The 26806-nt window shown below is 46.2% G+C and carries 27 protein-coding genes and 1 other RNA gene; 16 read left to right on the plus strand and 12 right to left on the minus strand.

Going from position 1 to position 26806, the window contains the following annotated elements; all coding sequences use genetic code 11:
- Nucleotides 1-4: 4 nt before the first annotated feature.
- Complete coding sequence (locus tag L3Q72_RS02090) at nt 5-922, minus strand: glycosyltransferase (protein ID WP_275131028.1); 918 nt, start codon at nt 920-922, stop codon at nt 5-7.
- Complete coding sequence (locus tag L3Q72_RS02095; protein ID WP_275131029.1) at nt 909-2705, minus strand: hypothetical protein; 1797 nt, start codon at nt 2703-2705, stop codon at nt 909-911. The genes L3Q72_RS02090 and L3Q72_RS02095 overlap by 14 nt, the downstream gene beginning before the upstream one ends.
- Before the next feature lie 135 nt (nt 2706-2840).
- On the opposite strand from L3Q72_RS02095, the gene epd reads away from it, so the two are divergent.
- The 4 genes from epd (at nt 2841) to mscS (ending at nt 7542) form a co-directional block, all read left to right on the plus strand.
- Nucleotides 2841-3860 carry an erythrose-4-phosphate dehydrogenase gene (gene epd / locus L3Q72_RS02100; RefSeq protein WP_275131030.1) on the plus strand — a complete coding sequence of 340 codons (1020 nt, stop codon included), beginning with the start codon at nt 2841-2843 and terminating at the stop codon, nt 3858-3860.
- 189 nt (nt 3861-4049) lie between these two features.
- Nucleotides 4050-5213 carry a phosphoglycerate kinase gene (locus L3Q72_RS02105; protein ID WP_275131031.1) on the plus strand — a complete coding sequence of 388 codons (1164 nt, stop codon included), beginning with the start codon at nt 4050-4052 and terminating at the stop codon, nt 5211-5213.
- Between the two features lie 141 nt (nt 5214-5354).
- Nucleotides 5355-6431 carry a class II fructose-bisphosphate aldolase gene (fbaA, locus tag L3Q72_RS02110; protein ID WP_275131032.1) on the plus strand — a complete coding sequence of 359 codons (1077 nt, stop codon included), beginning with the start codon at nt 5355-5357 and terminating at the stop codon, nt 6429-6431.
- A gap of 241 nt (nt 6432-6672) precedes the next feature.
- Nucleotides 6673-7542: a small-conductance mechanosensitive channel MscS gene (gene mscS, locus L3Q72_RS02115; protein WP_275131033.1), complete on the plus strand. Its 870-nt coding sequence runs from the start codon at nt 6673-6675 to the stop codon at nt 7540-7542.
- 98 nt (nt 7543-7640) lie between these two features.
- Here the strand turns inward: mscS and L3Q72_RS02120 are convergent, their stop codons facing one another.
- Nucleotides 7641-8267 carry a LysE/ArgO family amino acid transporter gene (locus L3Q72_RS02120; RefSeq protein WP_275131034.1) on the minus strand — a complete coding sequence of 209 codons (627 nt, stop codon included), beginning with the start codon at nt 8265-8267 and terminating at the stop codon, nt 7641-7643.
- Between the two features lie 174 nt (nt 8268-8441).
- Here L3Q72_RS02120 and L3Q72_RS02125 point away from each other — a divergent pair, with 174 nt between their 5' ends.
- Both L3Q72_RS02125 and L3Q72_RS02130 read left to right on the plus strand, forming a co-directional pair.
- The gene (locus L3Q72_RS02125; protein ID WP_275131035.1) at nt 8442-9338 is read left to right on the plus strand and encodes a LysR family transcriptional regulator ArgP; all 897 of its coding nucleotides are present in this window, start codon (nt 8442-8444) and stop codon (nt 9336-9338) included.
- Nucleotides 9339-9455: 117 nt separating this feature from the next.
- Nucleotides 9456-10154, plus strand: a complete 699-nt coding sequence (locus L3Q72_RS02130) for an oxidative stress defense protein (RefSeq protein ID WP_275131036.1) — start codon at nt 9456-9458, stop codon at nt 10152-10154.
- Nucleotides 10155-10191: 37 nt separating this feature from the next.
- On the opposite strand, the gene serA is transcribed toward L3Q72_RS02130, so the two are convergent.
- The 5 genes from serA to zapA all read right to left on the minus strand — a co-directional run bounded on the left by serA (nt 10192) and on the right by zapA (nt 13458).
- Nucleotides 10192-11421 carry a phosphoglycerate dehydrogenase gene (gene serA / locus L3Q72_RS02135; protein ID WP_275131037.1) on the minus strand — a complete coding sequence of 410 codons (1230 nt, stop codon included), beginning with the start codon at nt 11419-11421 and terminating at the stop codon, nt 10192-10194.
- 228 nt (nt 11422-11649) lie between these two features.
- Nucleotides 11650-12306 carry a ribose-5-phosphate isomerase RpiA gene (gene rpiA / locus L3Q72_RS02140; protein WP_275131038.1) on the minus strand — a complete coding sequence of 219 codons (657 nt, stop codon included), beginning with the start codon at nt 12304-12306 and terminating at the stop codon, nt 11650-11652.
- Nucleotides 12307-12359: 53 nt separating this feature from the next.
- Nucleotides 12360-12956, minus strand: coding sequence for a 5-formyltetrahydrofolate cyclo-ligase (locus tag L3Q72_RS02145; protein ID WP_275131039.1), 597 nt, complete (start codon nt 12954-12956; stop codon nt 12360-12362).
- A 2-nt stretch (nt 12957-12958) separates the two neighbouring features.
- A non-coding RNA gene (gene ssrS / locus L3Q72_RS02150) (6S RNA) lies at nt 12959-13142 on the minus strand.
- A gap of 10 nt (nt 13143-13152) precedes the next feature.
- The gene (gene zapA, locus L3Q72_RS02155; RefSeq protein WP_275131040.1) at nt 13153-13458 is read right to left on the minus strand and encodes a cell division protein ZapA; all 306 of its coding nucleotides are present in this window, start codon (nt 13456-13458) and stop codon (nt 13153-13155) included.
- 410 nt (nt 13459-13868) lie between these two features.
- Here zapA and L3Q72_RS02160 point away from each other — a divergent pair, with 410 nt between their 5' ends.
- The 3 genes from L3Q72_RS02160 to L3Q72_RS02170 all read left to right on the plus strand — a co-directional run bounded on the left by L3Q72_RS02160 (nt 13869) and on the right by L3Q72_RS02170 (nt 17009).
- The gene (locus L3Q72_RS02160) at nt 13869-14438 is read left to right on the plus strand and encodes a YecA family protein (RefSeq protein ID WP_275131041.1); all 570 of its coding nucleotides are present in this window, start codon (nt 13869-13871) and stop codon (nt 14436-14438) included.
- A 165-nt stretch (nt 14439-14603) separates the two neighbouring features.
- Entirely contained in the window at nt 14604-15779 is a 1176-nt protein-coding gene (gene ubiH, locus L3Q72_RS02165) for a 2-octaprenyl-6-methoxyphenyl hydroxylase (RefSeq protein WP_275131042.1), read from the plus strand.
- Between the two features lie 3 nt (nt 15780-15782).
- Entirely contained in the window at nt 15783-17009 is a 1227-nt protein-coding gene (locus tag L3Q72_RS02170; RefSeq protein WP_275131043.1) for an FAD-dependent 2-octaprenylphenol hydroxylase, read from the plus strand.
- Nucleotides 17010-17071: 62 nt separating this feature from the next.
- Here L3Q72_RS02170 and L3Q72_RS02175 read toward each other — a convergent pair whose 3' ends face one another.
- The 3 genes from L3Q72_RS02175 to ygfZ form a co-directional block, all read right to left on the minus strand.
- Nucleotides 17072-17278, minus strand: a complete 207-nt coding sequence (locus L3Q72_RS02175) for a DUF1107 domain-containing protein (protein ID WP_275131044.1) — start codon at nt 17276-17278, stop codon at nt 17072-17074.
- Between the two features lie 571 nt (nt 17279-17849).
- On the minus strand, nt 17850-18326 hold the full coding sequence (locus L3Q72_RS02180) for a YbaK/EbsC family protein (protein ID WP_275131045.1): 477 nt from the start codon (nt 18324-18326) through the stop codon (nt 17850-17852).
- Nucleotides 18327-18329: 3 nt separating this feature from the next.
- Nucleotides 18330-19295: a tRNA-modifying protein YgfZ gene (gene ygfZ / locus L3Q72_RS02185; RefSeq protein ID WP_275131046.1), complete on the minus strand. Its 966-nt coding sequence runs from the start codon at nt 19293-19295 to the stop codon at nt 18330-18332.
- 148 nt (nt 19296-19443) lie between these two features.
- Here ygfZ and L3Q72_RS02190 point away from each other — a divergent pair, with 148 nt between their 5' ends.
- Nucleotides 19444-19704 carry a succinate dehydrogenase assembly factor 2 gene (locus L3Q72_RS02190; RefSeq protein WP_275131047.1) on the plus strand — a complete coding sequence of 87 codons (261 nt, stop codon included), beginning with the start codon at nt 19444-19446 and terminating at the stop codon, nt 19702-19704.
- On the plus strand, nt 19673-20062 hold the full coding sequence (locus L3Q72_RS02195) for a protein YgfX (protein ID WP_275131048.1): 390 nt from the start codon (nt 19673-19675) through the stop codon (nt 20060-20062). The genes L3Q72_RS02190 and L3Q72_RS02195 overlap by 32 nt, the downstream gene beginning before the upstream one ends.
- Before the next feature lie 180 nt (nt 20063-20242).
- Here L3Q72_RS02195 and nadB read toward each other — a convergent pair whose 3' ends face one another.
- The gene (gene nadB / locus L3Q72_RS02200) at nt 20243-21841 is read right to left on the minus strand and encodes an L-aspartate oxidase (protein WP_275131049.1); all 1599 of its coding nucleotides are present in this window, start codon (nt 21839-21841) and stop codon (nt 20243-20245) included.
- 358 nt (nt 21842-22199) lie between these two features.
- Between nadB and rpoE the strand changes: the two genes are divergently transcribed.
- The 5 genes from rpoE (at nt 22200) to lepA (ending at nt 26770) form a co-directional block, all read left to right on the plus strand.
- Nucleotides 22200-22778, plus strand: coding sequence for an RNA polymerase sigma factor RpoE (gene rpoE / locus L3Q72_RS02205; RefSeq protein ID WP_275131050.1), 579 nt, complete (start codon nt 22200-22202; stop codon nt 22776-22778).
- A gap of 23 nt (nt 22779-22801) precedes the next feature.
- The gene (locus L3Q72_RS02210) at nt 22802-23401 is read left to right on the plus strand and encodes an RseA family anti-sigma factor (protein ID WP_275131051.1); all 600 of its coding nucleotides are present in this window, start codon (nt 22802-22804) and stop codon (nt 23399-23401) included.
- The gene (gene rseB / locus L3Q72_RS02215) at nt 23398-24363 is read left to right on the plus strand and encodes a sigma-E factor regulatory protein RseB (RefSeq protein ID WP_275131052.1); all 966 of its coding nucleotides are present in this window, start codon (nt 23398-23400) and stop codon (nt 24361-24363) included. Before L3Q72_RS02210 ends, rseB begins: the two co-directional genes overlap by 4 nt.
- Before the next feature lies 1 nt (nt 24364).
- A complete protein-coding gene (locus tag L3Q72_RS02220) occupies nt 24365-24847 on the plus strand; it encodes a SoxR reducing system RseC family protein (RefSeq protein ID WP_275131053.1) in 483 nt (160 codons plus the stop codon).
- A gap of 129 nt (nt 24848-24976) precedes the next feature.
- Nucleotides 24977-26770, plus strand: coding sequence for a translation elongation factor 4 (gene lepA / locus L3Q72_RS02225; protein WP_275131054.1), 1794 nt, complete (start codon nt 24977-24979; stop codon nt 26768-26770).
- The last annotated feature ends 36 nt before the right edge of the window (nt 26771-26806 follow it).

A 26806-nucleotide genomic window follows, 5' to 3' on the forward strand; every position in this document is an offset into this window, starting at 1 on the left:
CGGCCTAACGATTTCTTAAATAAAATAGTTTTTTAGCTTCCACTCTACCCCGACTAACATTATCCAAGATCAACCCAGTAAACAGACAAATAATAGCAATAACCCCAATACTGCTGGAAAGAATAGCTGTCGGAAATCTTTCTACCAACCCGGTTGCCATAAACTCAAAGATCACAGGAACGCCTAAGAACAGAGATATGACCGTAAGCAGAAGTGCTGTGGATGAGAAAAACAACAGTGGTTTAATATCTCGGATAAGGAACAAAATAAAGCTAAGGATCTTAAACCCATCGGAAAAAGTACGCAGTTTGCTGCTTGTGCCTTCTGGCCTTGATTGATAGCTGGTTGGTAGCTCCATAATGGGGAGCTTGTGATGTAAAGCATGTACAGTTAATTCTGTTTCTATCTGAAATCCATCACTCAATACCGGGATTGTTTTTACAAAGCGTTTACTCATAACACGATAGCCTGAAAAAACATCGGTAAGGGATGCGTTAAAAAAGCCGTTGATTAGGCTAGAGAAAGCCTTGTTCCCCAGAATATGCCCTGTTGGGTAGGCTTCCTTTGCAATTGACCTTGTGCCGACAACCATATCCAATTGTTGCTCGATTAGGGTTTCAACTAGCGTAGGAGCAGCCGTTGGATCATAAGTTGCGTCCCCGTCAGTCATTACATAGATATCCACATCAATATCTGCAAACATTCGTCTGACGACTTCACCTTTCCCTTGCCTTGGTTCTTTTCTTACAATGGCTCCAGCTTCCTTGGCTTCCTGAATAGTGTTGTCCGTGGAGTTATTGTCATAGACGTAGATTTTGGCGTCTGGAAGAGCCGACTGAAATCCGCTAATAGTCTCTCCAATAGCGCCAGCTTCATTAAAGCAAGGAATAATTACGGCTACACTATGGTTATTGTTTTTCATACATTCCCTCTTTTTGAACCTTAAAAAGCACCTCGCCGGAAGAAGTGGAGTCGATAAGCTGAATCCAGGAAGGTAGCTCCTTTTCCGCCAATCTATTGATGAATGAGCCTTTTTCTGAGTGATTTCTTAACAGAGCGCTTTGTTTTTTTTCTCCTATAAGAATGTATGAAATATCTTTATTTGCAAGAGACTGCCTGACTTGTTCCATATCATTTTCTACAAATGTTTCTATGGTATAGGTATTGCCTTTGATATTTCGGTGGTAAGGTGCAGAAAGAATGTGGTTATCTGTTCTTGCTAATAGAATAGCCCCATACTCAATGGGAGCTAATATCAACTCCTGATGCACTTCATTCTCTTTAATTAACTGCACCAAAGAAATTTTATCTTTATCAACAGTCGTTAGCTCATTCCCAGATTTAGTATCATCCTCAGAAAGCCCACCCAGTGCAACGGTGATAAATAGTGGTGATAGCCAAAGAACAACAGCGACTCTCGCCAGTGAGGTTTTTAGCTTTTCTGTTATAGACAGGCAGAACAGTGTTTGTAGAGGAACGCCAAGTAAAACAGCAATCAGAGATGCCCTGTTTTGCCAGAAGAGGCACTGCGCTACAGCTAAGATAAAAACCAGATAAAGGGCAATGTATTGCGGCTTTTTCTTAAGAAAGTAAATGGAGAGAATTGCCGGAAGATATATCAGGAAAATATTACTTGATGAGAAGAATCCATCTTGTCTGATGTATTCCAGTTTGGATTTTGCCTCTGCAACATGATCTAACCAGTACTCTAATAACAGGGGCGGGTAACCTACATATCCGCCTGAGAGCACCTCTGGGAAAAGCAGTATTGTGGGTAGTACTGAGAGTCCGCCTAGAAGGAACAGCGCAGCGATTTTGTACTTTTTATCTTGCTTTAGTGCTATCGGGGCCAGTACACAGAAAATAACCCCGGAAAACAGACAGGAGGCAAAGAGAGCAGAAATCGCATCGGTATGCGGGATGAAAAATTCAGAGAACGGCCGGTTGAGCAGAGTACAGACAACAGTGAAAATAAAAGCACTACTACATAAGTTCAGAATGTATTTGAAAGCGTTGGGCTTGTAGAAGTAAGCCATCAAAGTGAAAACAGACAAAGTGATAGCATAAAAAATAACATTACCGACTCCGACCCAGAGAGACAGTGCGATAAGCAGCCCCTGTAACCAGGCAATATGCTTTTTATCTAAGTCAGCGCTGCTGAGCGGTAGCAGGGCTAAAAACAAAGCTGCGATAGCAAGCTGTATATTGTGGTGATCTATAGAGCCGGGAATAAACTTTACCAGCAATGCAGAAGATACGGCGTACACCGCACAATAGAAGGCCGAAGATGCGCCAAATAAGCGGATACTGAGAATTGACAAACTGGTAACAGTAACCAGCATATATATAGCTGGCACCAGAGTCATTGAGATTGCTTTTGCAGTCTCAGGCTCAAATACCGAAGAGAAAATCAGTGTAAAACCTGCGAGCGGAATATCCGGAAGGCGGGACCAGTGCATAATCTGACCGTCTTGCGGATTAAAGCGCTCCATGGGTTGTAAGTACCAGTGACCATGCTCCAGCCATTCAGAGAACTGGACGTATCTCATATAGTCGTCGTTATCCCAGAGATCCATTCCTGAAACTTTAGGCCAGAACTTCACCGCTGAAATAACGGAAAGTAGGATGACAAAAATCAGAACAGGATAAAGGTGTTTTTTTAGTTCTTGTTTGGGTAATAATAATGGTGAATCAAGGCTAGACACTACTGGTTCTCGTAGGTTGTAAGTGATACATCTGTATGATTTCATTAATGAGAAAGTATATCCAGTGACAATGGTGTTATGTCAGGGTTTTGTAGAATCATGTCTCATTCTATATACAGGAAATTCAATTAGTTCATGTTAAGAGTAGCAATAAACGGATTTGGCCGTATCGGGCGCAATGTACTTCGTGCCCTATACGAAAGCGGTAAGAACGAAACGATTCAGATAGTCGCAGTAAATGAATTAGCCCAGCCTGACGCTATGGCGCATCTGCTTCAGTTTGATACCAGTCATGGTCGTTTTGGTAAGAAGGTGACCAATGATCAGGAGCATCTGTTTATTCACCATGCCAGCGGCGATTTTGATTCTGTGCGTATTCTGCACCTTGCAGATATTGAGCTCTTACCCTGGCGGGATCTGGATGTGGATATTGTTTTAGATTGTACCGGGGTATTCGGCAATCAGTCTGATGGACAGAAACATATCAAAGCCGGTGCAAAGAAGGTGCTGTTTTCACACCCGGGGGCGAGTGACTTAGACAACACCATTATTTATGGTGTTAACCATCAGACCCTTAAGCCTGAGCACAATGTGGTTTCAAATGGTTCTTGTACAACAAACTGCATTGTACCGATCATTAAGGTGCTTGATGAGGCATTTGGTATTCAGTCAGGCACAATTACAACCATTCACTCAGCGATGAATGATCAGCAAGTCATCGACGCTTACCATTCAGATTTGCGCAGAACCCGCTCGGCCAGTCAGTCAATTATTCCAGTTGATACTAAGTTGCATAAGGGAATTGAAAGAATCTTTCCGAAATTTTCCAACAAGTTTGAAGCAATTTCTGTGAGGGTGCCCACTGTTAATGTGACCGCAATGGATTTAAGTGTCACTATCGGTACAAATGTGAAAGTTAATGACGTAAATCAAACCATCGTAGAGGCATCTCGGTGTACATTACGTGGCATTGTTGATTATACTGAATCACCTCTGGTTTCCATCGACTTTAACCACGACCCGCATAGCGCGATTGTGGACGGAACCCAAACCAGAGTGAGTGACGGTCATTTAGTGAAAATGTTAGTTTGGTGCGACAACGAATGGGGTTTCGCCAACAGAATGCTGGATACCGCCACAGAAATGTTCGGCTAAGAATAATTTTGCCGGAACATAGAAAGACTACCATCGAGCCGTGGTAGAACAGGGATAGTAGAAATATTTATTTCAGGACTTGAAAAAAATATCCAGCATCCCAACCTTAAGTGCAGTTAAAGAATTTATGGTTTGGCATGGAGCCAAACCGCTCAAACTTTTTAATTTTAAATATCGAGAGGACAAACCATGTCTGTAATCAAGATGACTGACCTGGATCTAGCAGGTAAACGTGTATTCATCCGTGCTGACCTTAACGTGCCAGTAAAAGACGGCAAAGTAACTTCAGATGCACGTATCCTTGCATCACTACCAACTATCAAGCTTTGCCTGGAAGCTGGTGCGAAAGTAATGGTTACTTCTCACCTGGGTCGCCCAACTGAAGGTGAATATGCAGAAGAGTTCTCTCTTGCTCCTGTAGTTAACTACCTGAACGACGCACTAGACTGCGAAGTTAAACTGGCAAAAGACTACCTAAACGGTCTTGAACTAAACGCTGGTGAGCTTGTTGTTCTTGAAAACGTTCGCTTTAACAAAGGCGAGAAGAAAAACGAAGAAGAGCTTTCTAAGAAGTACGCTGCACTTTGTGACGTGTTCGTAATGGATGCATTCGGTACTGCTCACCGTGCACAGGCTTCAACTCACGGTGTTGGCATGAACGCTCCTGTTGCATGTGCTGGTCCTCTTCTTGCTGCTGAGCTAGAAGCACTTGGTAAAGCAATGGACAACCCAGAGCGCCCACTGGTTGCTATCGTTGGTGGTTCTAAGGTTTCTACTAAGCTGACTGTTCTTGAGTCTCTGTCTAAAGTTGCTGACCAGCTAGTTGTTGGTGGCGGTATCGCAAACACATTCATCGCTGCAGACGGCCACAATGTTGGTAAATCTCTGTACGAAGCAGACCTTGTTGAAACTGCTCAGAAGCTAATGAAAGAGTGTTCTATCCCAGTTGCAACTGACGTAGCATGTGCAAAAGCATTTGACGAAAACGCAGAAGCTGAAATCAAGAACGTTGCTGACGTTGCTGATGACGACATGATCTTCGACCTTGGCCCTGATTCAACTGCGGCTCTTGCTGAAATCATCGGTAACGCAAAAACTATCCTTTGGAACGGCCCTGTAGGCGTATTCGAATTCAAGAACTTCGAAGCGGGTACTGCTGGTATCTCTAAAGCAATCGCTGAATCTGCAGGTTTCTCTGTAGCAGGTGGTGGTGATACTCTGGCTGCTATCGACAAGTTCGGTATCAAAGCTGACGTTTCTTACATCTCTACTGGTGGCGGTGCATTCCTTGAGTTCGTTGAAGGTAAAGTACTTCCTGCAGTAGCAATGCTTGAAGAGCGTGCTAAAGCTTAATTGACTGATTTATAAGGCGGGTTTTATTTCCCGCCTTTTTACGTTTGCTGTTATCGGATAAATGTTGCTAAAATGCCGCCCGTTGTAAGCAAACGATTGCCAAATTTTTAATTTAATACGACAGAAAATAGGACTAAACCCATGTCTAAGATCTTCGATTTCGTAAAGCCAGGTGTTATCGCTGGTGACGACGTACAAAAAGTATTTGAAGTAGCTAAAGAAAACAACTTTGCTCTTCCAGCAGTTAACTGTGTTGGTACTGACTCTGTAAACGCAGTACTTGAAGCAGCTGCTAAAGTTAAGTCTCCAGTTATCGTTCAGTTCTCTAACGGCGGTGCTGCATTCTTCGCTGGTAAAGGTCTTAAGCTAGAAGGTCAGGAAGCTCAAATTCTTGGTGCTGTAGCTGGTGCTAAGTACGTTCACGCTGTAGCTGAGTCTTACGGTGTTCCAGTAATCCTGCACACTGACCACGCTGCTAAGAAACTACTTCCTTGGATCGACGGACTACTAGACGCTGGTGAAGAGTTCTTCGCTCAAACTGGTAAGCCTCTATTCTCTTCTCACATGCTGGACCTTTCTGAAGAGTCTCTGGAAGAGAACATCGAAACTTGTGCTAAGTACCTGGAGCGCATGGCTAAGATGAACATGACAATCGAGATCGAACTTGGTTGTACTGGTGGTGAAGAAGATGGCGTAGACAACACTGATATGGATCAGTCTGAGCTATACACTTCTCCAGAAGACGTTGCATACGCATACGAGAAACTGAACGCTGTTAGCCACCGTTTCACTATCGCAGCTTCTTTCGGTAACGTACACGGTGTTTACAAGCCAGGTAACGTTGTTCTTACTCCAACTATCCTACGTGATTCTCAGGCATACTGTGCAGAGAAGTTCGGTATCGCACCTAACGCTCTAAACTTCGTATTCCACGGTGGTTCTGGTTCTTCTGAAGCAGAAATCCAAGAGTCTATCGGCTACGGTGTAATCAAAATGAACATCGATACTGATACTCAGTGGGCTTGCTGGGACGGTATCCGTCAGTTCGAAGCTGAAAACCACGATTACCTACAAGGTCAAATCGGTAACCCAACTGGCGAAGATGCGCCTAACAAGAAGTACTACGATCCACGCGTATGGCTACGTGCTGGTCAGGCTTCTATGGTTGCTCGTCTTGAGAAAGCATTCGCTGACCTTAACGCTGTAGACGTACTATAATTCGTCTTTAATAGCATTATTTAAAAAAGCCGCTCGAAAGAGCGGCTTTTTTTTATGCTTTTTGATTAATTCTAAGATCAGCTTCTGGATTTACAGTATGACAGTGCGCTATCTTAAATTGGTCATGCGTGTGGTAAGTGGCTTGTTTCTTTACAGAAATTTGACCCAGACTTTCTTATACCTTTTATAGTCACACCGCGCGTGTTTACACTTCGAAGAACAACAGCTTTAAGGAATAAAAATGGCAAAAGAAGAAACTATTGTGCCGGCAGTGGCAGATGTTACTCAGGGCATATCGAAAATGGAAAGCTGGCTGGTGGATAACTCAGACCTTCTGATCCAGTATGGCGTAAATATTATCTCTGCAGTTCTGATCCTCTTTATCGGTAATATTATCGTTAAAGCTATTGCGAACAGCGTAGGTAAACTGCTCAGCAAGCGTGATATGGATAAAGCGGTAGTGGACTTTGTTACTGCGCTGGTTCGTTATCTGCTGTTTATCATTGTTCTGATCGCAGCATTGGGCAGAGTTGGCGTACAGACTGCTTCTGTGGTTGCGGTAATCGGTGCCGCCGGTTTAGCGGTTGGTCTGGCATTGCAGGGCTCGTTATCTAACTTTGCTGCCGGTGTGCTTATTGTTGCTTTCCGTCCGTTTAAGTCAGGTGACTATGTGGAAATCGGTGGTGTCGCTGGTTCGGTTGAGTCTATCCAGATTTTCCAGACGGTACTGAAAACACCGGACAATAAGATGGTGGTTGTTCCTAATGGCGGTGTGATTGGTGGTCCAATCGTTAACTATTCCCGTCATGATACCCGTCGTGTGGATCTGGTTATTGGTGTCTCTTACAGTGCTGACCTGAACAAAACCAAAGAGGTTATCGGTTCTGTATTGGCTGCGGATGAGAGAATTTTGAAAGATCCTGCTGTAACTATCGGCGTTTCTGAACTTGCTGACTCATCTGTGAACTTTGTTGTTCGTCCATGGGTTAAGACTGCAGACTACTGGGGCGTTTATTTTGATACGCTTCAGGCGATTAAAGAAGCGCTTGATAAAGAAGGGATTGAGATTCCGTTTCCGCAGATGGATGTGCATTTGAATAAGGTAGGCTAGGTTACAGGAGCGCGAAGTGAGTTGGTTACTTCGCGCTTTTTTTATGTTGCTTTCTGTGATGCTTCCTTGCTCGTTCCAACGCTTTGCGTTGAAACTATCTACGCGTACTGAAGGTAAAGCTCTTTCGCTAAAGAAGTTGCGATGGCGAACATGATGAGGGCTACAACCGCGTCTATGCCTCTTTGTACTTTTGGTTGTGACAGCAGAGGGGCGGCTTTGGCGGCTCCGATAGCTAATCCGTAAAACCAGGTTAGTGAGGCCAGCATGGTTCCTACAGCAAAGGAGATGCGGTTGACTCCCTCAAACTGACCGCCGATAGAACCCAGCACGACTATGGTATCCAGATAGACATGTGGATTTAATACAGTAACCGCCAATGCTCCGGCAATCACAGCCCGCTTTCTTCTCTTACTGCCTTCTAGTTCGATTTCCTCTGGCTGAGGGTTTAGTGCACTTTTCAGTGATAGATAACCATAGTAGCTAAGGAAGCCAACGCCGCCGACAGTCACACTATTTAGCAGCAGTTCATTTTGTGACAGTAATGCCCCGCCACCAAACACACCAACAGAAATAAACAGAATATCAAGAAGACTGCACAGGGTTGCAGTTGTCAGGTGGTGGTTACGCTTTATACCCTGATTTAAGACATAGGCGTTTTGTGCGCCAATGGGAATGATCATACCTGCGCCAAGGGTAAAGCCCTGAAGAAGAATCCAGAAGTTCACGTTTTCCTCGAAAATTAGAAATTAGACTGGGGGTAGTTTACTTAGCGGTGTGGTATAAATGTAACTAATTTTATTTATTGCTTATTAGTTTGGCTTATGATGGGGTTATGGGGTTATGGGGTTATGGGGTTATGGGGTTATGGGGTTATGGGGTTATGGGGCTAGGAGGGTAGTATGAGAGGGTTGGATTATCGGTGGATTGAGGCACTGGATGAGGTGATTAATCGGGGGAGCTTTGAGAAGGCGGCTGAGGTTTTGTGTATTACTCAGTCTGCGGTTTCACAGCGGATAAAGCAACTGGAGAAGTGGCTGGCTCAGCCGGTGCTTGTCCGGGAGCAGCCTCCAAGGGCGACGGGGGCAGGGCAGAAGTTGCTTGGTTTGTACCGGAGGGTCAGGCTACTCGAGCAGGATCTGTTGCCGGAGTTAAGCAGTGATGCGCTGGAAAGTGCCTTATCGGTTTCCATTGCTACCAATGCTGACAGTTTAGCAACCTGGTTTATTCCCAGCCTCAGCTCGCTGCTGCTTACCAATCGGATTGAACTGAATCTGGTTGTGGAAGATGAAGGACGCACTCTCGAGAAACTAAGAAGTGGTGAGGTTGTTGGTGCAATAAGCCGGGAAGTGCAGCCTATGCAGGGGTGTGAGGCTGACTATCTGGGGCGGGTGGATTATCTTTGTGTTGCCAGTCCTGAGTTTAAACAGCGTTACTTTTCTGAAGGAGTGACGCCCGAGTCTTTAGTTCAGGCTCCGGCAGTGGTGTTTGACCAGTATGATTATATGCACGGAAACTTTATCCAGCAGCACTTTGGTTTGCCAATGACCAGTGTTATGAAGCACACAGTCCGGAGCTCTGAAGCCTTTGTTAAACTGGCTGTAGCCGGAATTGCGTACAGCCTTATTCCGGAGCCGCAAATCAAAGATGAACTGAGGGATGGACGCCTGGTTAATCTCACGCCGAAGCTGTCCGTGCCACAAAAAATGTACTGGCACCACTGGCAGCTGGAAAGCGGTGTTCTGAAGGAGTTGTCTGATTCCATCGTTAGCTATGCCCGGTCTCATCTTCCGCAATGATACCTGTTCCAAGAATGGTGTTCTGTAAGTCAGCTTTTGGTTAAATGCCGATTATTTCGCCTTTTTTTCTCTGTCAGAAGCTAAGATATTCTTAAAACAACAAAAAAGGTCGATACGATGAAAAAAGTTTCTGTTTTGCTTGCTGCGCTAACCTGGAATCTGGTCACTCCCGCTTATTCGGCGTCTCCGGACTTCCCTCATATTGAAACAAGTGGTTATGGCGAGGTGGTCACAAAGCCGGATATGGCGGTCTTTTCTGTCCAGGTGATAGAGTCGGCGCTGAGTGCTGAACAGGCCAAGAAAGCTGCCGATGAGGTAGTCGTTAAGTTTGTCAGCAGATTAACTAAAGCCGGGGTCAGCCGGGATGATATCCAGGCGGCCAACCTGCATCTGGCTCCGCGTTATCACTACCCTAAGTCAGGTGAGTCTGAGCTTGTGGGGTACCGGGCGACAAGAAGGATAACGGTGACCACTTATAATCTGGAGCAACTCAATACCTATCTGGATGAAGCGCTGGGAGAGGGAATTAAGCGAGTTGATAATATTCAACTGAAGGTAAAAAACAGGGATAAGTATCAGAGCTTAGCCCGCCTTGAAGCGATCAGAGATGCCAATGAAAAAGCGAAATCTCTTGCTGAAGGCTTTGGTGGTGAGTTGCATGGTGTGTGGAAGGTCAGTTACCACAACAACCAGGGAGTGCAGCCTGTGATGATGAGAGCGATGAACGCAAAGGCTGAGTCTTCAATGGAGTATCAGGATACCAGTATCACTATCCGGGACAATGTCAGTGTGATTTACCGGTTTGAGCAGAAGTAATAAAAAGCCCGGCTGGTGACTGCCGGGCTTACAAGTATTAGAAAAGAAGACGTGCGCGGATAGTGCCGTCGATGCCTTTCAGCTTCTGCAGAGCCTCTTCTGAGCGGTCTGCTTCAATATCCAGAACAACATAACCGATATCTGCTTTTGTCTGCAGGTACTGACCAACGATGTTGATATTCTCTTCTGCGAAGATGGTGTTGATCTTGTTCAGAATACCAGGGCGGTTTTCGTGAATGTGCAGCAGACGTGAAGCACCTGTGTGGCTTGGCAGAGATACTTCAGGGAAGTTCACACTTGATAGTGTTGAACCGTTGTCAGAGTATTTCGCAAGCTTACCTGCAACCTCAATACCGATGTTTTCCTGAGCTTCCTGAGTAGAACCACCCACGTGCGGAGTCAGAATCACATTGTCAAACTTCATCAGTGGAGATTCAAACGGGTCTGCATTTGTTTTCGGCTCTGTCGGGAATACGTCCACAGCTGCACCGCCAAGGTGACCAGACTCAAGAGAGTCACACAGTGCCGGAATATCAACAACGGTACCGCGAGCGGCGTTGATAAAGATAGCGCCAGGCTTCATGCGGGAGAACTCTTCAGCGCCCATCATGTTTTTGGTTTCCGGTGTTTCCGGAACGTGAAGAGAGATAACATCACACTTGTTCAGCAGATCGCTCATGGTGTGAACCTGAGTGGCGTTACCCAGAGTCAGTTTGTTCTCGATATCGTAGAAGTAGACGCGCATGCCCAGGTTTTCAGCCATAATACCCAACTGAGTACCGATATGACCGTAACCGATAATACCAAGGCGCTTACCACGGGCCTCAAAAGAACCGATAGCACTTTTCTGCCAGATGCCACGGTGAGCCAGTGCGTTTTTCTCTGGAATGCCGCGAAGTAACAGAAGAAGCTGACCAACAACCAGTTCTGCAACGCTTCGTGTGTTTGAGAACGGCGCATTAAATACCGGAATACCACGCACAGCTGCCGCATTCAGGTTTACCTGGTTTGTACCAATACAGAAACAGCCAACAGCAACCAGCTTGTTCGCAGCCTGGAATACTTCTTCAGTCAGGTTAGTTCTGGAGCGGATACCGATAAAATGAACATCTTTCACTGCTTCAAGCAGTTCGTCTTCTGGCAGGGAGCCTTTATGGTATTCAATATTGGTGTAACCTGCGGCTTCTAAAACCTCTACCGTTGAAGGGTGTAGTCCTTCTAAAAGCAGGATTTTAATCTTATCTTTTTCCAGTGATACTTTCGCCATCTCTTCTCGTCCTTAAAATGAAAAGTTATAAGCGCAACTTTTTTTAATCTGATTAGCTAATCCCATGGGTGACACGGGGGATACTAGGGAAGGTTGCACAGTTAGTGACCATAAACTTACCAAAAAAAACGGCGTATGGGTAAGAAAATTACGGAATAAATAATAAAAAACGGCGCTTTCAAGCGCCGTTCGTCATTAAGCAACAGAAAATCAAGAAAACTTACTCAGTTAGTCTTCGATTTTTGCTCCTTCAGGAGTACCTGTAATCACCACATCAGCGCCGCGGTGAGCAAACAGGCCAACAGTCACAACGCCAGGAATGTTGTTGATCTTGTCTTCCATCTCTTTCGGGTTGGTGATTTCAAGGCCGTATACATCAATAATGATATTGCCGTTATCCGTTACCACACCTTCACGGTAAGCCGGGTCACCACCCAGCTTCACCATTTCACGGCCAACCTGAGAGCGGGCCATCGGAATAACTTCAACCGGAAGCGGGAATTTACCCAGAACATCCACAGCTTTAGTACCGTCAACGATACATACGAACTTCTCAGAGATAGCCGCAACAATCTTTTCGCGAGTCAGTGCAGCACCGCCGCCTTTGATCATTTCACGCGCCGGGTTAATTTCGTCTGCGCCGTCAACGTAAACATCCAGTTTTAGTATTTCGTTGCAGTCAAAAACTTCGATGCCAAGCGCCTTTAGTTTTTCCGTAGAGTCGACAGAGCTGGATACAGCACCTTTGATGTCATCTTTCATAGTGCCCAGAGCATCAATGAAGTGTTTTACTGTAGAACCTGTACCAACGCCAACGATGCTTCCTTTTTCAACGTACTTAAGTGCCGCCCAGCCAGCTTCTTTCTTCATTTCATCTTGAGTCATGCCATTCTCCGGAATTAATAGGGGGATATATTGCGCGGGATTATAGCGGTTTCTTACTCGCTTTCCCATTGCCAAATTTTATCAGGGGTAATGATATAAGGAAGCGGGACATCCCAGGGCTCAACCGGTACTTCATCAACTTGCTGGCAGTTGTGAGCAATACCAGCCGGAGTGGGGCCTTCGCCTGTTTTAAACCACTTCTCAAGTGTTCTGTCGTAATACCCGCCGCCCATACCAAGCCTGTGCCCTTTGTCATCAAAGGCCACCAGAGGAGTGAAAACAATATCCAATTCAGACACAGGCACAATTTTCTGTTTATCCAGCTCCGGCTCCTGAATATTAAAGCGGTTCTCTACCATAGGGGTTTGCGGAGTATATTCCAGAAATAGCAGATGCCCTTTGGAGAAAGGGTGAATTACAGGCAGGCAAACGGTTTTTCCCTGCTGCCAGAAGTATTCAATGATAGGGTGAGTATCTATCTCGCCGTCTGCAGATAAATAGATGGCAATATTTTGCGCGGTCTGGATTAACGGGAATTTTTTGACTTTTTGCAGGATATCCTCAGCGGCCAGAGTCTGATCTAAGGCGTTGATGGCGTTTCTATTGCTGCGGATTTGCTTGCGGATTTCTGTTCTGGACAGGTTTGGCATAGAGGTACCCCAGAGTGCCGTTGAGGATATTGACCCTTGAACCAGCTGGTTCAAGGCGGATCAGCAATGATAACCGTAGGCTTCTCGATACGGGCCGAGCTTGCTCAATAGCTATCAAGTACTAACCCTTAGGTATTGCTTATCGGCTCAGGGACGTAATCCTGCTGACAAACACTCCAGGGTAAATTTGAGTATATCACTGCTGTCCGTGTGATAAATCTTTTAATGCATCTTCTAACGATGCACTGAGCTTTTCCATGCGCTCAGTCATCTGCTTTTGACTTTCTTCATCAGTTTTTCTCTGCTGAAGTTCGTAGCAGGCGTTTAGTGCAGCGATAGTAAGCAGCTTTTCTGTGTTAGCTACATTAGTCTTTTCGCTCATCTTCTGTAGTCGTTCATTCAGGTCAGCAGCAGCGTTAAGCAATGACTCTTCCTGACCCGGAGGACAGTTAACTCTGGTCATCTTACCTAGAATCTCTATTTCTACCGCTTGATTACTCATACCGAATGAACTCTTAATGCGCCACAAAAGCCGTTTGGTGGTCTGTTACCACCGAAGTGGAACTATAGGTAAAGCCAATTTAAGATTCAAGTGATTCCTCATTAATTCGGTATATTTGCTGATGCAATGACTCAGGAACTAAGCGAATTGTCTATTTGTTATTCTGAGGAGCCGAAAGGGTAGTGGACTGATATTGATAAGCAAACCGTTCTTGCCATGGATGGCAAGATCGAGCCCCATGGAAGGGTTTATGCGTGTTTGTGTTCAATATCAGTTCACTGCCCTCTCCACCGAACTTTTAGCTACCAGCTTATCTCCTGCTTGTCTCAAAACGCTTTTTACCATTCCCGCCTTAGCCATGAAATGATACGATTACTCTTTAACAAACATTTAATAAATAGTGAGTCATCATGAGCGAAACAACGCTTCCGGAATATCTGAGTGTGGAATCGGTACTTCAGTCGGCAGAGCTGTCTGTCACCCCTGCTGAGTTACATGGTTTGCTGGCAGGTATGCTAAGTGGCGGGATGTCTTTGAATGATACAAGCTGGCAGCCGCTGATTTTTGATTACACCAGTGATGGTATGGCCTGGACTGACAGGGCTCTGAGAATTGCCGACGATATTCTAAAGGTTACAACATCAGAACTGACGGGCACGGGCATGGAGATGTCGCTGCTGTTACCTGATGAAGATAAGGATCTTTTGGAATTTGCTGATGCTTTGTCTGACTGGGTGAATCACTTTATTTCTGGCCTGGGCCTGATTAACGTTTCTCTGAAAGATATGCCAGAGGATGTAAAAGAAGCGCTGGGTGACTTAGAAGAAATCGGCAAGCTTGGTATTGATGAAGATGACGATATGGATGAGCAGGCGGACCTGCTGGAGCAGGTTATTGAGCATGTAAAAGCGTGTGTGCTGACTATTCATGCTCAGTATGGTGTTAAGGCGGAGAAAGATAGCCAGCCTACGATACATTAAGGTTTGGCCCGGTGGCGGGCATCATACTGGTATCGAACACAAACACGCATAGACCCATCCATGGGGCTCCACCGTGCCTTCCCTGGCACGGAGGGTTTGCTTATCGATACCAGCATGATGCCCTCAGTAACATGTGTACAAAGTGTCAGGGATGAAAAGCGAGCAATGAAACACTACGATATCGCAATTGCCGGTGGTGCCATGGCCGGGGCAACGTTAGCTCTGGCCTTGAGTGAGCTGAGTAACCGCAGCTTTTCCATTGCGGTGATTGAACCCTATCAGGCCGATAACTCTCTTCATCCCGGGTTTGACTCCCGCTCTATTGCGCTTTCGCATGGAACCGTGAATATCCTTAAATCCTTTAGCTTATGGGAAGGCATAAAGTCTGAAGCGACGGCTATCAGGCATATTCATGTGTCTGACAGAGGCCATGCCGGAATGACGGATATCGTTGCTGCTGATTATGCCGTTGATGCTTTGGGCTATGTTGCCGAGCTGGAAAAGGTGGGCTGTTTTTATCATAGCCGCTTGAATCAGCTGGATAATATCGACTTCCTGTGCCCGGATTCTGTGAGCGATATTGAGTCATTTCCTGATGTTGTGCGGGTGACGCTGAAGTCGCAAGTGCAGTTTGAAGCTAACTTGCTGGTGGCAGCTGATGGTGCGGTATCGCACTGCTGCCAGTTAATGAAGATTGAAAACCTGCAGCATGACTTTAATCAGACGGCTTTGATTGCCAATATCTCCGCCACAGAAGCGCATAATGGCAGGGCCTTTGAGCGCTTTACCAAAAACGGGCCGCTTGCGCTGCTTCCTTTGACTCAAGACAGAATGTCACTGGTCTGGTGTTTATCTCCGGAGATTGCATCTCAGATGATGGCGGTTTCTGATGAAGAGTTTCTCGCTCAGCTACAGGATTCATTTGGCTGGCGACTGGGAAAACTGACTCAGGTTGGCTCCAGAGCTTCCTATCCGCTGATACTGAAAGAAAAAAGTAAAATCACTTCCCATCGCTTTGCGACAGTTGGCAATGCCGCTCAGACTCTTCACCCTATTGCCGGGCAGGGTTTTAATCTTGGTATCCGCGATGTGGCCTCGTTGGCTGAAGAGCTGGTTAAGAGTGATGATCCCGGTGCCTTCCGGACCTTAAACCGCTATCAGCAAAGAAGAGAGGATGACCGCCGCTCTACGATTGATCTGACGGCGGGATTGGTACATGTTTTCTCAAATGAGTGGTTGCCTCTGGTTGTGGGAAGAAACGTATCGCTGATGGCAATGGATAATATTCCTCTGCTTACAAAGCCACTACTGAGCAGAACCATGGGTATGGTGAAAAGATAGATTATGATGAAAAGTTTTGATATCGCCATTATTGGTGGCGGGATGGTTGGCTTAACGCTGGCTGCCGCTCTGAAAGATACGGATTTAAGAATTGCTGTTGTGGAGGCGAATAAACCTTCAGATGAACTGGATCTTCTGCCGGATGTGCGTGTATCTGCGCTAAGCCGGGCAAGTGAAGTGATTATGCGGAATCTTGGCGCCTGGCCGGGAATAGAGCGCAGGCGTTTTTCTCCCTATAAAGCAATGGAAGTCTGGGAACAGGACAGCTTCGCCCGCATTGAATTTAATGCCGGTGAATTCGGACAGCCTAATCTGGGGCATATTGTTGAAAACAGGGTGATACAACTGGCACTGCTGGAGCAGGTAAGCAATCAGCCAAATGTAACCATGTATATGCCGACCAGATGTCAGAGTCTGGTAATGGGCGAAAGCGAAGCCTGGATTACTTTAGATAACGGCCAGTCCCTGACCACTAAGCTTGTTGTGGGCGCGGACGGTGCTAACTCCTGGGTTCGCCAGCAGATGGATATTCCCTTAACTCACTGGGATTACGGCCACAGTGCCATTGTTGCCAATATAAGAACGGCTGAACCTCACCAAAAAACAGCAAGGCAGTCATTTTCACCTATGGGACCTCTGGCTTTTCTGCCAATGTCTGAACCGGATATGAGTTCAATTGTCTGGTCAACGGATCCAAACCGCGCCGAGCAGTTGCTGGCTATGCCGGATGATGAATTTAACAAGCATCTGTCAGCCGAGTTTGATATGAAGCTTGGACGCTGCAGAGTTATCGGTGACAGGCAGGCATTTCCGCTAAAAATGCGTTATGCAAGAGACTTTACTCTGGAGCGCATTGCATTGGTTGGAGATGCGGCTCATACCATACATCCGCTTGCCGGGCAGGGTGTTAACCTTGGACTGTTAGATGCGGCCAGTCTGGCTCAGGTTATTCTGGAATTGTGGCAGAATGGGGAAGATATCGGCCGCCGCCCCGGGCTGAGAAAATACGAGCGCTGGAGAAAATCTGAAGCGGCAAAAATGATTGCTGCAATGCAGGGGTTCAGAGATCTGTTTGATGGCGGAAATCCTGCGAAGAAACTGGTTCGTGGTATAGGTATGACTCTTGCCGGTAAGCTGCCGGGAGCAAAAGATGAGCTTATGAAGCGCGCTCTGGGGTTAAAAGGTAACCTGCCTTATCTTGCCAAAATGCCTGATTTTGCTGGTAAATAGCTGAAACTAAAAAGGGTTGGTATTATAAACCAACCCCTTCCTCTTTTGAGAACAAAAAACAATTAAGCGTACGCGCAACGAAGTCTCATTACCTCTTCATTGATCTCTTTTACAGCCATAAAATGACGCTTGTCAGCTCGCTCCGGCAATATGAGCTTACCGTTATCAAATTCAAATTTTCCAATTCCGTAGATGTAAATTCTTCCTTTAAAAAGCCTACTAACATGCTTCGCTATCATGCCGGGTGAATAGCGCTTAAACAACCTCATAGTTGAATCCTTGTTATCAATCTTGCAAGACGAATTATAGAAAAAACAGGGTTACATTAATGTGACTAAAACCGACTAAAGATTCGCATGAACCTATGGATTTGGATTTTTGTGCTGAGTTCTGCATAAATGAGGATATTTATCCGCATCAGCGTGACCTTGGGCGCAAAAATTAAATCGGATATTTATTCGTTTTTAGATTTAATGAACTCTTGGCTAAATTTTGTACTAAGTTTGTTCATTTAAAGCTCACTTAATAAGGATAGTTCGGTTTCTGGCTTCTACCAGAAAAAAGAGCAGATAGTCTAAAAAAAAATGCCCGCGCAAGGCGGGCCAATAGTCACAGATGCATTACACAAAAGTGGATAACTGAATAAATCAGCGGATTCACTTTTTCTCCGGCTCAAAAGCAACGTAAAAAACGTTAGAGCCGAACAGCACGAAGAGCATACACAAAATAAGGTCTTGTGAATATTTATTTGTTGTAATTAATTAAATATTCATAATTGGGAGTTTATTAGTGTGATCTAGATCGAGATAATATGAAAGGATGTAATTGTGTTCTCACTAATTAACGGGTGATATCTGCAAAGGTAGGATTGCAGAGTGAAACAAGATGCTCGGTTTTAAGCGCCAGTCCGGCCATATTGCTTCCGCTACTGATTGTTATCTCAGGAATGGATTTAAAGCTGTTGTCGAAAAAAACAGGCATTGGAGTTGGCAGCATAATGGGGGCTACCGTACCGGGCTGGTAGCCGGTGATTTCGGGGACTTCACTTAATGATACACAAGTCATTCTACGGCACTGAAGAATCTGCCTTACTTTTTTAGGGTCAGCCTGCAGATCTCCGGGGACGCAGGCTAAGGCATAATTATTGTCCATATCCCTTAGCAAAATGGATTTGACCATCTGGCGTGGAGAAATGCCGCGCTGTCTGGCGGCATCTTCTATGGTGACAGCCGGAGTCTGGTGCCGCAGTATCTGATAGGGAATTTTTTGCCCTTCCAGATAGTCGGTTATCCGGGTATTAAACGGGGTGTCTGTCATGACTTATTCACTTTCCAGTGAGTAAGGCATTTCACCAAAAACAAAGCTGCTGTCAGGCTGGTGCGCAAGTCTGAATTTGGTATCCGGTTCCAGATTATTTGGCAGAACGGCTATGCCGGTTACTTGGCCGTCAGCATACTGATAGTAGCTGAGAAACTCTCCGGCGCTGCGCCAGTTTTGTCCGACATTTCTTTCCAGTTCAACCCTTCCTTCCAGCCTGGTATCGCATTTTCCCTTCAGGATATAGGTTGCTCTTTTATTGGTGCCTCTGTATTTGGCTCTGGCCACGGTTTCCTGGCCTGTGTAGCAGCCCTTGTTAAAGCTGACGCCACCAATTAAGTGCAGGTTGAATGCCTGAGGAATATGTTCATTCTGGTTGCTGTCGGTAACGCAAGGCAGAGCGGCTTTAATATCGGCAAGGTTCCAGGCCTCTTCGCTAGCCAGATTAAAGCTATCTTCTTCGGTGAGAGTGACGGCATCCTGCTCAGAAAGCAGAAGCAGCCAGCGGTTATCTTCCACCCAGACAGCGCTTCCGTTCATAAAGCTCCGGACCTTACCGCTGCCTTCTGTTGCTTTGTTAATATACTCATCTGCACCATCTCCCTGAAGCCCCAGAGCAATATCAGAGCTTAGTTCAATAGTTACTTTGGAAAACACCGAGTATTTCTTAATCTCAGCCAGAGCTTTTTCAGCAGAGGATGCATGCAGGCAAAGGGCGTAAGAGTCTTTATGTCCGAACAGCCTGAATAGGCTCCAGACCTTTCCTTTGGCATCACAGTGGGCACCCAGAGTAGATTCAGACTCTGGAAGGGTGACCAGATCACAGGTGAGTTGTCCCTGCAGGTAAGTCTTTCTGTCTTCACCGGAAACACTTATTGCCTGGCATGAGGGAAGGTAGGACAGTACCAGAGAAGGCAGCTTGTCGTTCTCATTCAGGGAGAGAGGAGTAAATCGGTTTTTCCAGTCCATAATTTCGTTCCAGGGGCTGATTATTTCAGGTTATGTTAATCGGCTTACAAAAATTTGTCAGCTAATGGATGTTTTCTTCATCCATAGAAAGTATTAGGGCTAATATTGACAAATCAAGTAGATAAATAAGAGTTTAAGAGGATTTTACATGTACACAGCGGAAGAGAAAGCTCGTATCAAGTGGGCGTGCCGTAGAGGAATGCTGGAGCTGGACGTAGTTATTATGCCTTTTTTTGAGGAGTGCTTTGAATCTCTGACCGAACAGGAGCAACAAGATTTTGTCGCTCTGCTGGAGTGTGATGACCCGGATCTCTTTACCTGGGTGATGGGGCACGGCAGAAGTGAAAGGGAGCCGCTGGCTTTAATGGTAGATAAGATTGTTGCCCACAACCTCGCCAAAGTCCGTTAATCTCTATCTTCAACCATCTTTGATAGCTCAGGTAATACAACTGGTTGTTTCTGTTGTTATTATCTGGGCTATTTTGATCTCGCCGGTATGCTTAGTTGCCTCAGCCTGGATGTTAGCTTATCTGTTTTCAAAGGGAGTCAGGAAATCACAGGCAGGGCAATTAAAAATTGCGGCGGACAAGAAGCTAATCTGGAATGGAGTGGAGGATGTATTCAGGTTTGCTGAAACCTTATTCAGGCCTATGTGCGTTGTTATTCACTCACAGAGCGGACAAAAGATTACCGTGTGGAGAGACAGTTGCAGGGAAGAGGATTACCGGCATTTGATGGTGGTTATTTCTAATCAGCCTAAAGATTAACGTTAAAAACGGATGTCATTGTGTGAAGGCAGGAATCTGATTGAAGCGCGCTGTAGAGCATTATATGACCGCAGCTCTACAGCGCGTTGAAAGTAGATCCCGGATAATGGCTTCGCTATTTCCGGGATGACGCCTCAGGTGTTGTCGGAGTGACAAAAAACGTTAGCGATGTTTCTGCTTTCAGCTATCTGTTTTTTCAGGATCCAGAATTGTCGGGCCTGAATTCTCCAGTTTATCCGGGTAGTCCAGCGTATAGTGAAGGCCACGGCTCTCTTTACGCATCATGGCACAGCGCACCATCAGCTCGGCAACCTGCAGCAGGTTTCGCATTTCAAGCAGGTTGTTTGATACACGGAAATTACTGTAGTACTCGTGCGTTTCCTGCTTAAGCAGCTGGATACGGCGCATTGCCCGCTCAAGACGTTTATCGGTCCTTACAATGCCCATGTAGTCCCACATAAACAGGCGCAGCTCGTGCCAGTTGTGCTGAATGATAACTTCTTCATCAGAATCACAAACCTGACTTTCATCCCATAGCGGAAGATCTGTCGGCAGCTCAACGCTGTCCAGTTTTTTCAGGATATCTTTGGCCGCTGAGCGGGCGTAAACCACACACTCAAGCAGAGAGTTAGAAGCCATACGGTTTGCACCGTGAAGGCCGGTGTAACTGACTTCACCAATGGCATAGAGGTTGGCTAAGTCGGTATTACCTCTCTGGTTAACCATAACGCCACCGCAGGTGTAATGTGCAGCAGGGACAATAGGAATCGGCTCTTTGGTCATATCGATGCCAAGATCCAGAAGCCTCATATGAATGGTCGGGAAGTGTTTCTCGATAAATTCAGAAGATTTATGGCTGATATCCAGATACATGCAGTCGGCACCCAGACGCTTCATTTCATAGTCGATGGCTCTTGCCACGACATCGCGTGGAGCCAGCTCTTCACGTTCATCAAAGTCCGGCATAAAGCGTGTGCCGTCCGGACGTTTAAGGAATGCACCTTCACCACGCAGGGCTTCAGTCAGCAGAAAGTTACGCGCTTCCGGGTGATACAGGCAGGTCGGGTGGAACTGGTTAAATTCCATATTGGCAACACGGCAACCCGCACGCCAGGCCATCGCAATACCGTCACCGGAAGAGACATCCGGGTTAGAAGTGTACTGGTACACTTTTGAAGCCCCGCCGGTTGCCAGTACAACAAACTTCGCTCTTACGGTTTCCACCTGCTCATGATTGCGGCTCCAGATATAAGCTCCGAGTACTTTTTTATCTTCAGTAATAAGGTCCAGAGCGTTATAACGTTCGAAAATCGTAATGTTAGGGTGGTTTTTCACGTTATCCTGCAGTGAAGTCTGCATCGCCATGCCTGTTGCATCAGCGGCATGCAGAATGCGGCGGTGACTGTGTCCGCCTTCCCTTGTCAGGTGATAGCGTGGTTCATCATCTGAATCATCGTCAATACGGTCAAAAGGAACACCGCCGTCGATAAGCCACTGGACGCAGCGTTTACCGTTTTTAGCAATGTACTCAACCGTCTCTTTTTCACACAGACCGGCGCCGGCGATCAGGGTATCTTCAACGTGAGACTCGATACTGTCTGATTCATCAAATACCGCAGCAATACCGCCTTGAGCGTAAAAGGTTGAGCCTTCACTAAGCTGGCTTTTACTCAGAACAATAACTTTGGCGTACTTCGCGATACGTAACGCAAGAGACAGGCCTGCTGCACCGCTACCCACAACTAACACATCACACTGATGTTCCCGATTTCCGTTCATAAAACTTTTAAAATCCTGAACTATATTAGAGTAGTGAAAATCTTACTCTTAAAAAAATATGCAACCAACACAAAGCATTATGTGGTGATTTAACGACACCTTCAATTTATTTCATGGTGTGAACTGCGAAAAAGTTGCATTTCTCCATCTGCGGCCTCACTATTTCGAGGTAGCACAAAAATGTCTTATTCATCACACTATCAAATAAATCGAATAAATGTTTAGAAAGTTTTGAACTTTCTGAAATATATAAAGTCACAATAGTGCTCATGTAAGCGGTGGTGTCAACACTACATTTTGCATTATTAATGCTCATATCTGAGAAGGTAAGGGCGAAAACATAGGAGTATATGCTCGAATGAACGAGCAGTTGACCGATCAGGTATTAATTGAGCGAGTTCAGAACGGAGATAAGCAAGCGTTTAACTTGTTGGTGATCAAATATCAGAACAAAGTTTGCAACCTTATTTCCCGGTACGTGAATAATTCTGGCGATGTAGCAGATGTAGCACAGGAAGCATTTATTAAGGCTTATAAAGCGATCCCTGGTTTCAGAGGGGAGAGTGCGTTCTATACTTGGTTATATCGAATCGCTGTTAATACGGCAAAAAATCACATTGTTGCACAGGGGCGCAGGCCACCGGCAAATGATGTGGATGCTGAAGAAGCTGAATATTACGAAACGGGTAGTGCGTTAAAAGAAATATCGAACCCTGAGAACTTAACGTTGTCCAACGAGTTGAAACGCGTTGTTTTCAGTGCGATAGAAGCGCTGCCTGATGATTTAAAGACGGCAATGACTCTGCGAGAGCTGGATGGCTTGAGCTATGAAGAAATTGCTGAAGTGATGGATTGCCCGGTAGGGACAGTACGTTCGCGTATCTTCCGTGCCAGGGAGGCGGTTGAAAAGAAAATTCAGCCGTTAATACAGAGATAACCTCAGAGACTATGGTGACTAGAATGTCTGAAAAAGAATTGCTTTCAGCTCTAATGGATGGAGAAACGGTCGACAAGGCCCTGATAGCAAAACTGGAACAAGACCCTCAGGAGCAAGAAACCTGGCAAAACTATCACTTAATCGGTGATGTGATGAGAGGTGAAGCACCTGAGACGCCAAGCTGGAATATTGCTGAAAGTGTTGCTGCTGCATTAGAAGATGAGCCTGCACACAAGCCGCTGACAACACCTATGGTTGAGGCTCAGCCTACTCCGGCTAAAGCGAGAAGAGAGTTGCCTTCATGGTTGACTCAGTTAGGTCAGGTAGCAGTTGCTGCAAGTGTCTCTCTAGCTGTGATAGTGGGTGTTCAGCAGTATGGTGGCAGCGTAGACCCATCTGCTCCGGATCAGCTTCCTGTACTTCAGACTATTCCGGTAGCAGGTAGCGTAGAGCCGGTAAGCCTGACTCGCGAATCAGTGAATACTCAGAAGCAGCAGAATGAAGCGCTTCTGGTTGAGAAGCGTCGTAAAATTAACTTAATGCTGCAGGACTATGAATTGCAGCTACGCCTGGCAACTCAGGTTGCAGAAGGCCAAGAAGAAACAGATTTGGTAGTTGAATGAAGAAATTTCTGATCAGTGCACTGACACTGTTCAGTTTGATCCAGCCACAAGCCTCAGCAGAGGAGATCTCAGCTGAGGCTTTGTTGCATCAAATGAATCAGGCCAGTCAGAGCCTAAATTATGAGCTGTCTTATATTCTGATAAAGAAAAACAGCATAGAACCAATAAGATACCGTCACGCAAGCAACAATGAACAAAGCCTGGCTCATCTGCTTTATCTGAGCGGACCCGTTCGGGAAGTCATCCGTCGTGGTGAAGAAATCAGCTACATCGAACCGGGTATCGAACCTTTCTCCATCAAGTCCGACAATATGGTCGCTCCGCTCATTCCTCTTATCGACAGTGATATCACGGAAATAAGTGAGTACTACGACTTTGTCACCATGGGAAGGGCAAGGGAAACCGGCTCAGCCACACAGGTTATCCGCATAGTGCCTAAAGACGGGCAGAGATATTCCTATGTGATGTGGATTGACGAGAAGAGTCATCTTCCCATGCGGGCCGATTTGGTTGACAGAGACGGAGAGGTGCTTGAACAGTACAGAGTTATCTCTTATGCGGTAAATGACAAAATCGGTGAGGTCATGGCCGGACTGAACGATGCCCGCCTGCCTTCGGTGATCAGCCTTCCTAAGCAGAAACCGGCCTCGTCATTCTGGAAGGTTGAATGGATTCCGGACGGCTTTAAGCCACACCAGATGAACCGCTACAAAATGCTGACAACGGAAAAGGTTGTTGAAAGCCAGATGTACAGTGATGGTTTGTTCAGCTTCTCGGTCTATATTGCTGAAAAAGATGATGCTTCCCTGAAGGGCCAGCTTGTCCGCCAGGGCAGAAGAACCCTGCACAGCTTTGTTAAAGAGAACAAAGAGATCACCGTTGTTGGTGACATTCCGCCTGCAACGGCCAAGCAGATCGCTGCTTCAGTAACATTCCTGCCGAAGACAACGGAGCAGCAGTAGTATGATTACCGCGTTAGCTACGGTTGTTTCCGTTGAAGCAACCGATGAGGGAAACCGGCTGGAGCTGAGCTGCGAGCAGCAGACCAGTTGCAGCCACTGCTCATCCAGAAGCAGTTGCGGAACCGGAATCGTTTCTAAAGCTGTCGGCAACAAATCACACCGCTGGGTACTGACCACTTCCAAATCTGTCAAAGCCGGGCAAACGGTGGAGATAGGACTGTCAGAGCGTAATCTTGTCCAGTATGCCTCTGTTGTTTACCTGCTTCCTATATTTGCCCTTATCCTTGGCGCGGCTATTGCTGAGCTGTATCTGGCACCTATGCTAAGTATGGGAGAAGGCTTAATAATCGGAGTGGCGATTCTGTTTATGTCTGCAGGTATTTTGCTTGCGAAACAGATAGCTAAAAGTCTTCAGGCCAAGTCTCAGCAGTCGGTTTCTCTTATCAGAGTACTGGGAGAAACGCTGGAAACCGGTATAAATTGACAGCTTGTATGCAAATGAAGATAGCGGCAAGGCGTGAAATTGGGTAGAATCGCGCAACTTGATCGAAATACCATCAAAGATGAGTATTTCTTCCATTCACTATTTTTAAGAGTTTAGTCACACCAACCTATGAAGCACATTCGTAACTTTTCGATTATCGCCCACATTGACCATGGTAAGTCGACCCTTTCAGACCGCTTAATCCAGGTATGTGGTGGATTAAGTGAGCGTGAAATGGACGCTCAGGTTCTGGATTCAATGGATCTGGAACGTGAACGTGGTATTACCATCAAAGCACAGAGTGTGACTCTCGACTATAAAGCAAAAGATGGTGAAACCTACCAGCTTAACTTTATCGATACACCGGGACACGTTGACTTCTCCTATGAAGTTTCACGCTCACTGGCTGCCTGTGAAGGTGCACTGCTGGTGGTGGATGCCGGTCAGGGTGTAGAAGCTCAGACTCTGGCTAACTGTTACACGGCGATCGAAATGGATCTGGAAGTGGTGCCGATTCTGAACAAGATCGACCTGCCAGCCGCCGACCCTGAACGCGTATCCGAAGAGATCGAAGAGATCGTTGGTATCGATGCGCTGGAAGCAACCCGCTGTTCAGCGAAGACTGGCCTGGGTGTTGACGATGTTCTGGAAAATATCGTAACAGCAATTCCTGCTCCGGAAGGCGATCCTGACGCTCCGCTTCAGGCGCTTATTATCGATTCATGGTTTGATAACTACCTTGGTGTTGTATCCCTTGTTCGTATTAAGAACGGTGTTCTGAAGAAGAACGACAAGATCAAGGTAATGAGTACCGATCAGGTTTGGGGTGTAGACCGTCTGGGTATCTTCACACCTAAGCAGGTCGACACCACTGAACTGAAAACCGGCGAAGTAGGCTGGGTGGTTTGTGGTATTAAAGATATTCTGGGTGCGCCGGTAGGTGATACCCTGACTCTGGCTAAACACGGTTGTGAAAAAGCACTGCCTGGTTTCCAGAAAGTTAAGCCTCAGGTATACGCGGGTCTGTTCCCGGTATCATCTGATGACTACGAAAGCTTCCGTGATGCACTTGGCAAACTGAGTCTGAACGATGCGTCTCTGTTCTATGAGCCAGAGAACTCAGCGGCACTTGGCTTTGGTTTCCGCTGTGGTTTCCTTGGTATGCTGCACATGGAGATCATTCAGGAGCGTCTGGAGCGTGAATACGATCTGGACCTGATCACCACAGCGCCTACCGTAGTGTATGAAGTTGAGCAGACCAACGGCGAAATCCTGTATGTGGACAGCCCGGCTAAGCTTCCTGCGGTAAACGACCTGCTGGAGATTCGTGAGCCGATTGCCCGCTGTAATATCCTGGTGCCTTCAGAGTACCTGGGTAACGTAATCACACTGTGTGTTGAGAAGCGTGGTGTTCAGGTGGATATGGTTTACCACGGCAATCAGGTAGCGGTAACCTACGACATTCCTATGGCTGAAGTGGTTCTGGACTTCTTTGACCGTGTTAAGTCCACTTCTCGTGGTTATGCTTCTCTGGATTACAACTTCCAGCGCTTTGAAGCTTCTAACATGGTTCGTGTTGATGTACTGCTTAACGGCGATACCGTTGATGCTCTTGCGATCATCACTCACAAAGACCAGGCACAATCGCGTGGCCGACTGCTGGTTGAGAAGATGAAAGAGTTCATCCCTCGCCAGATGTTTGATATCGCGATTCAGGCTGCAATCGGTAACCACATCATTGCACGTTCAACCGTTAAGCAGTTACGTAAGAACGTAATCGCGAAATGTTACGGTGGTGACGTAAGCCGTAAGAAGAAACTTCTGAAGAAGCAGAAAGAAGGTAAGAAACGTATGAAGCAGATCGGTAACGTTGAACTGCCACAAGAAGCGTTCCTTGCTATTCTTCATGTCGGCAAAGATTAATTTGACGACCCAACTATCAGAATAGTGCAAGAAATT

Source organism: Vibrio sp. JC009 (genome assembly GCF_029016485.1).
In the GTDB taxonomy this organism is placed as follows: Bacteria; Pseudomonadota; Gammaproteobacteria; order Enterobacterales; family Vibrionaceae; genus Vibrio.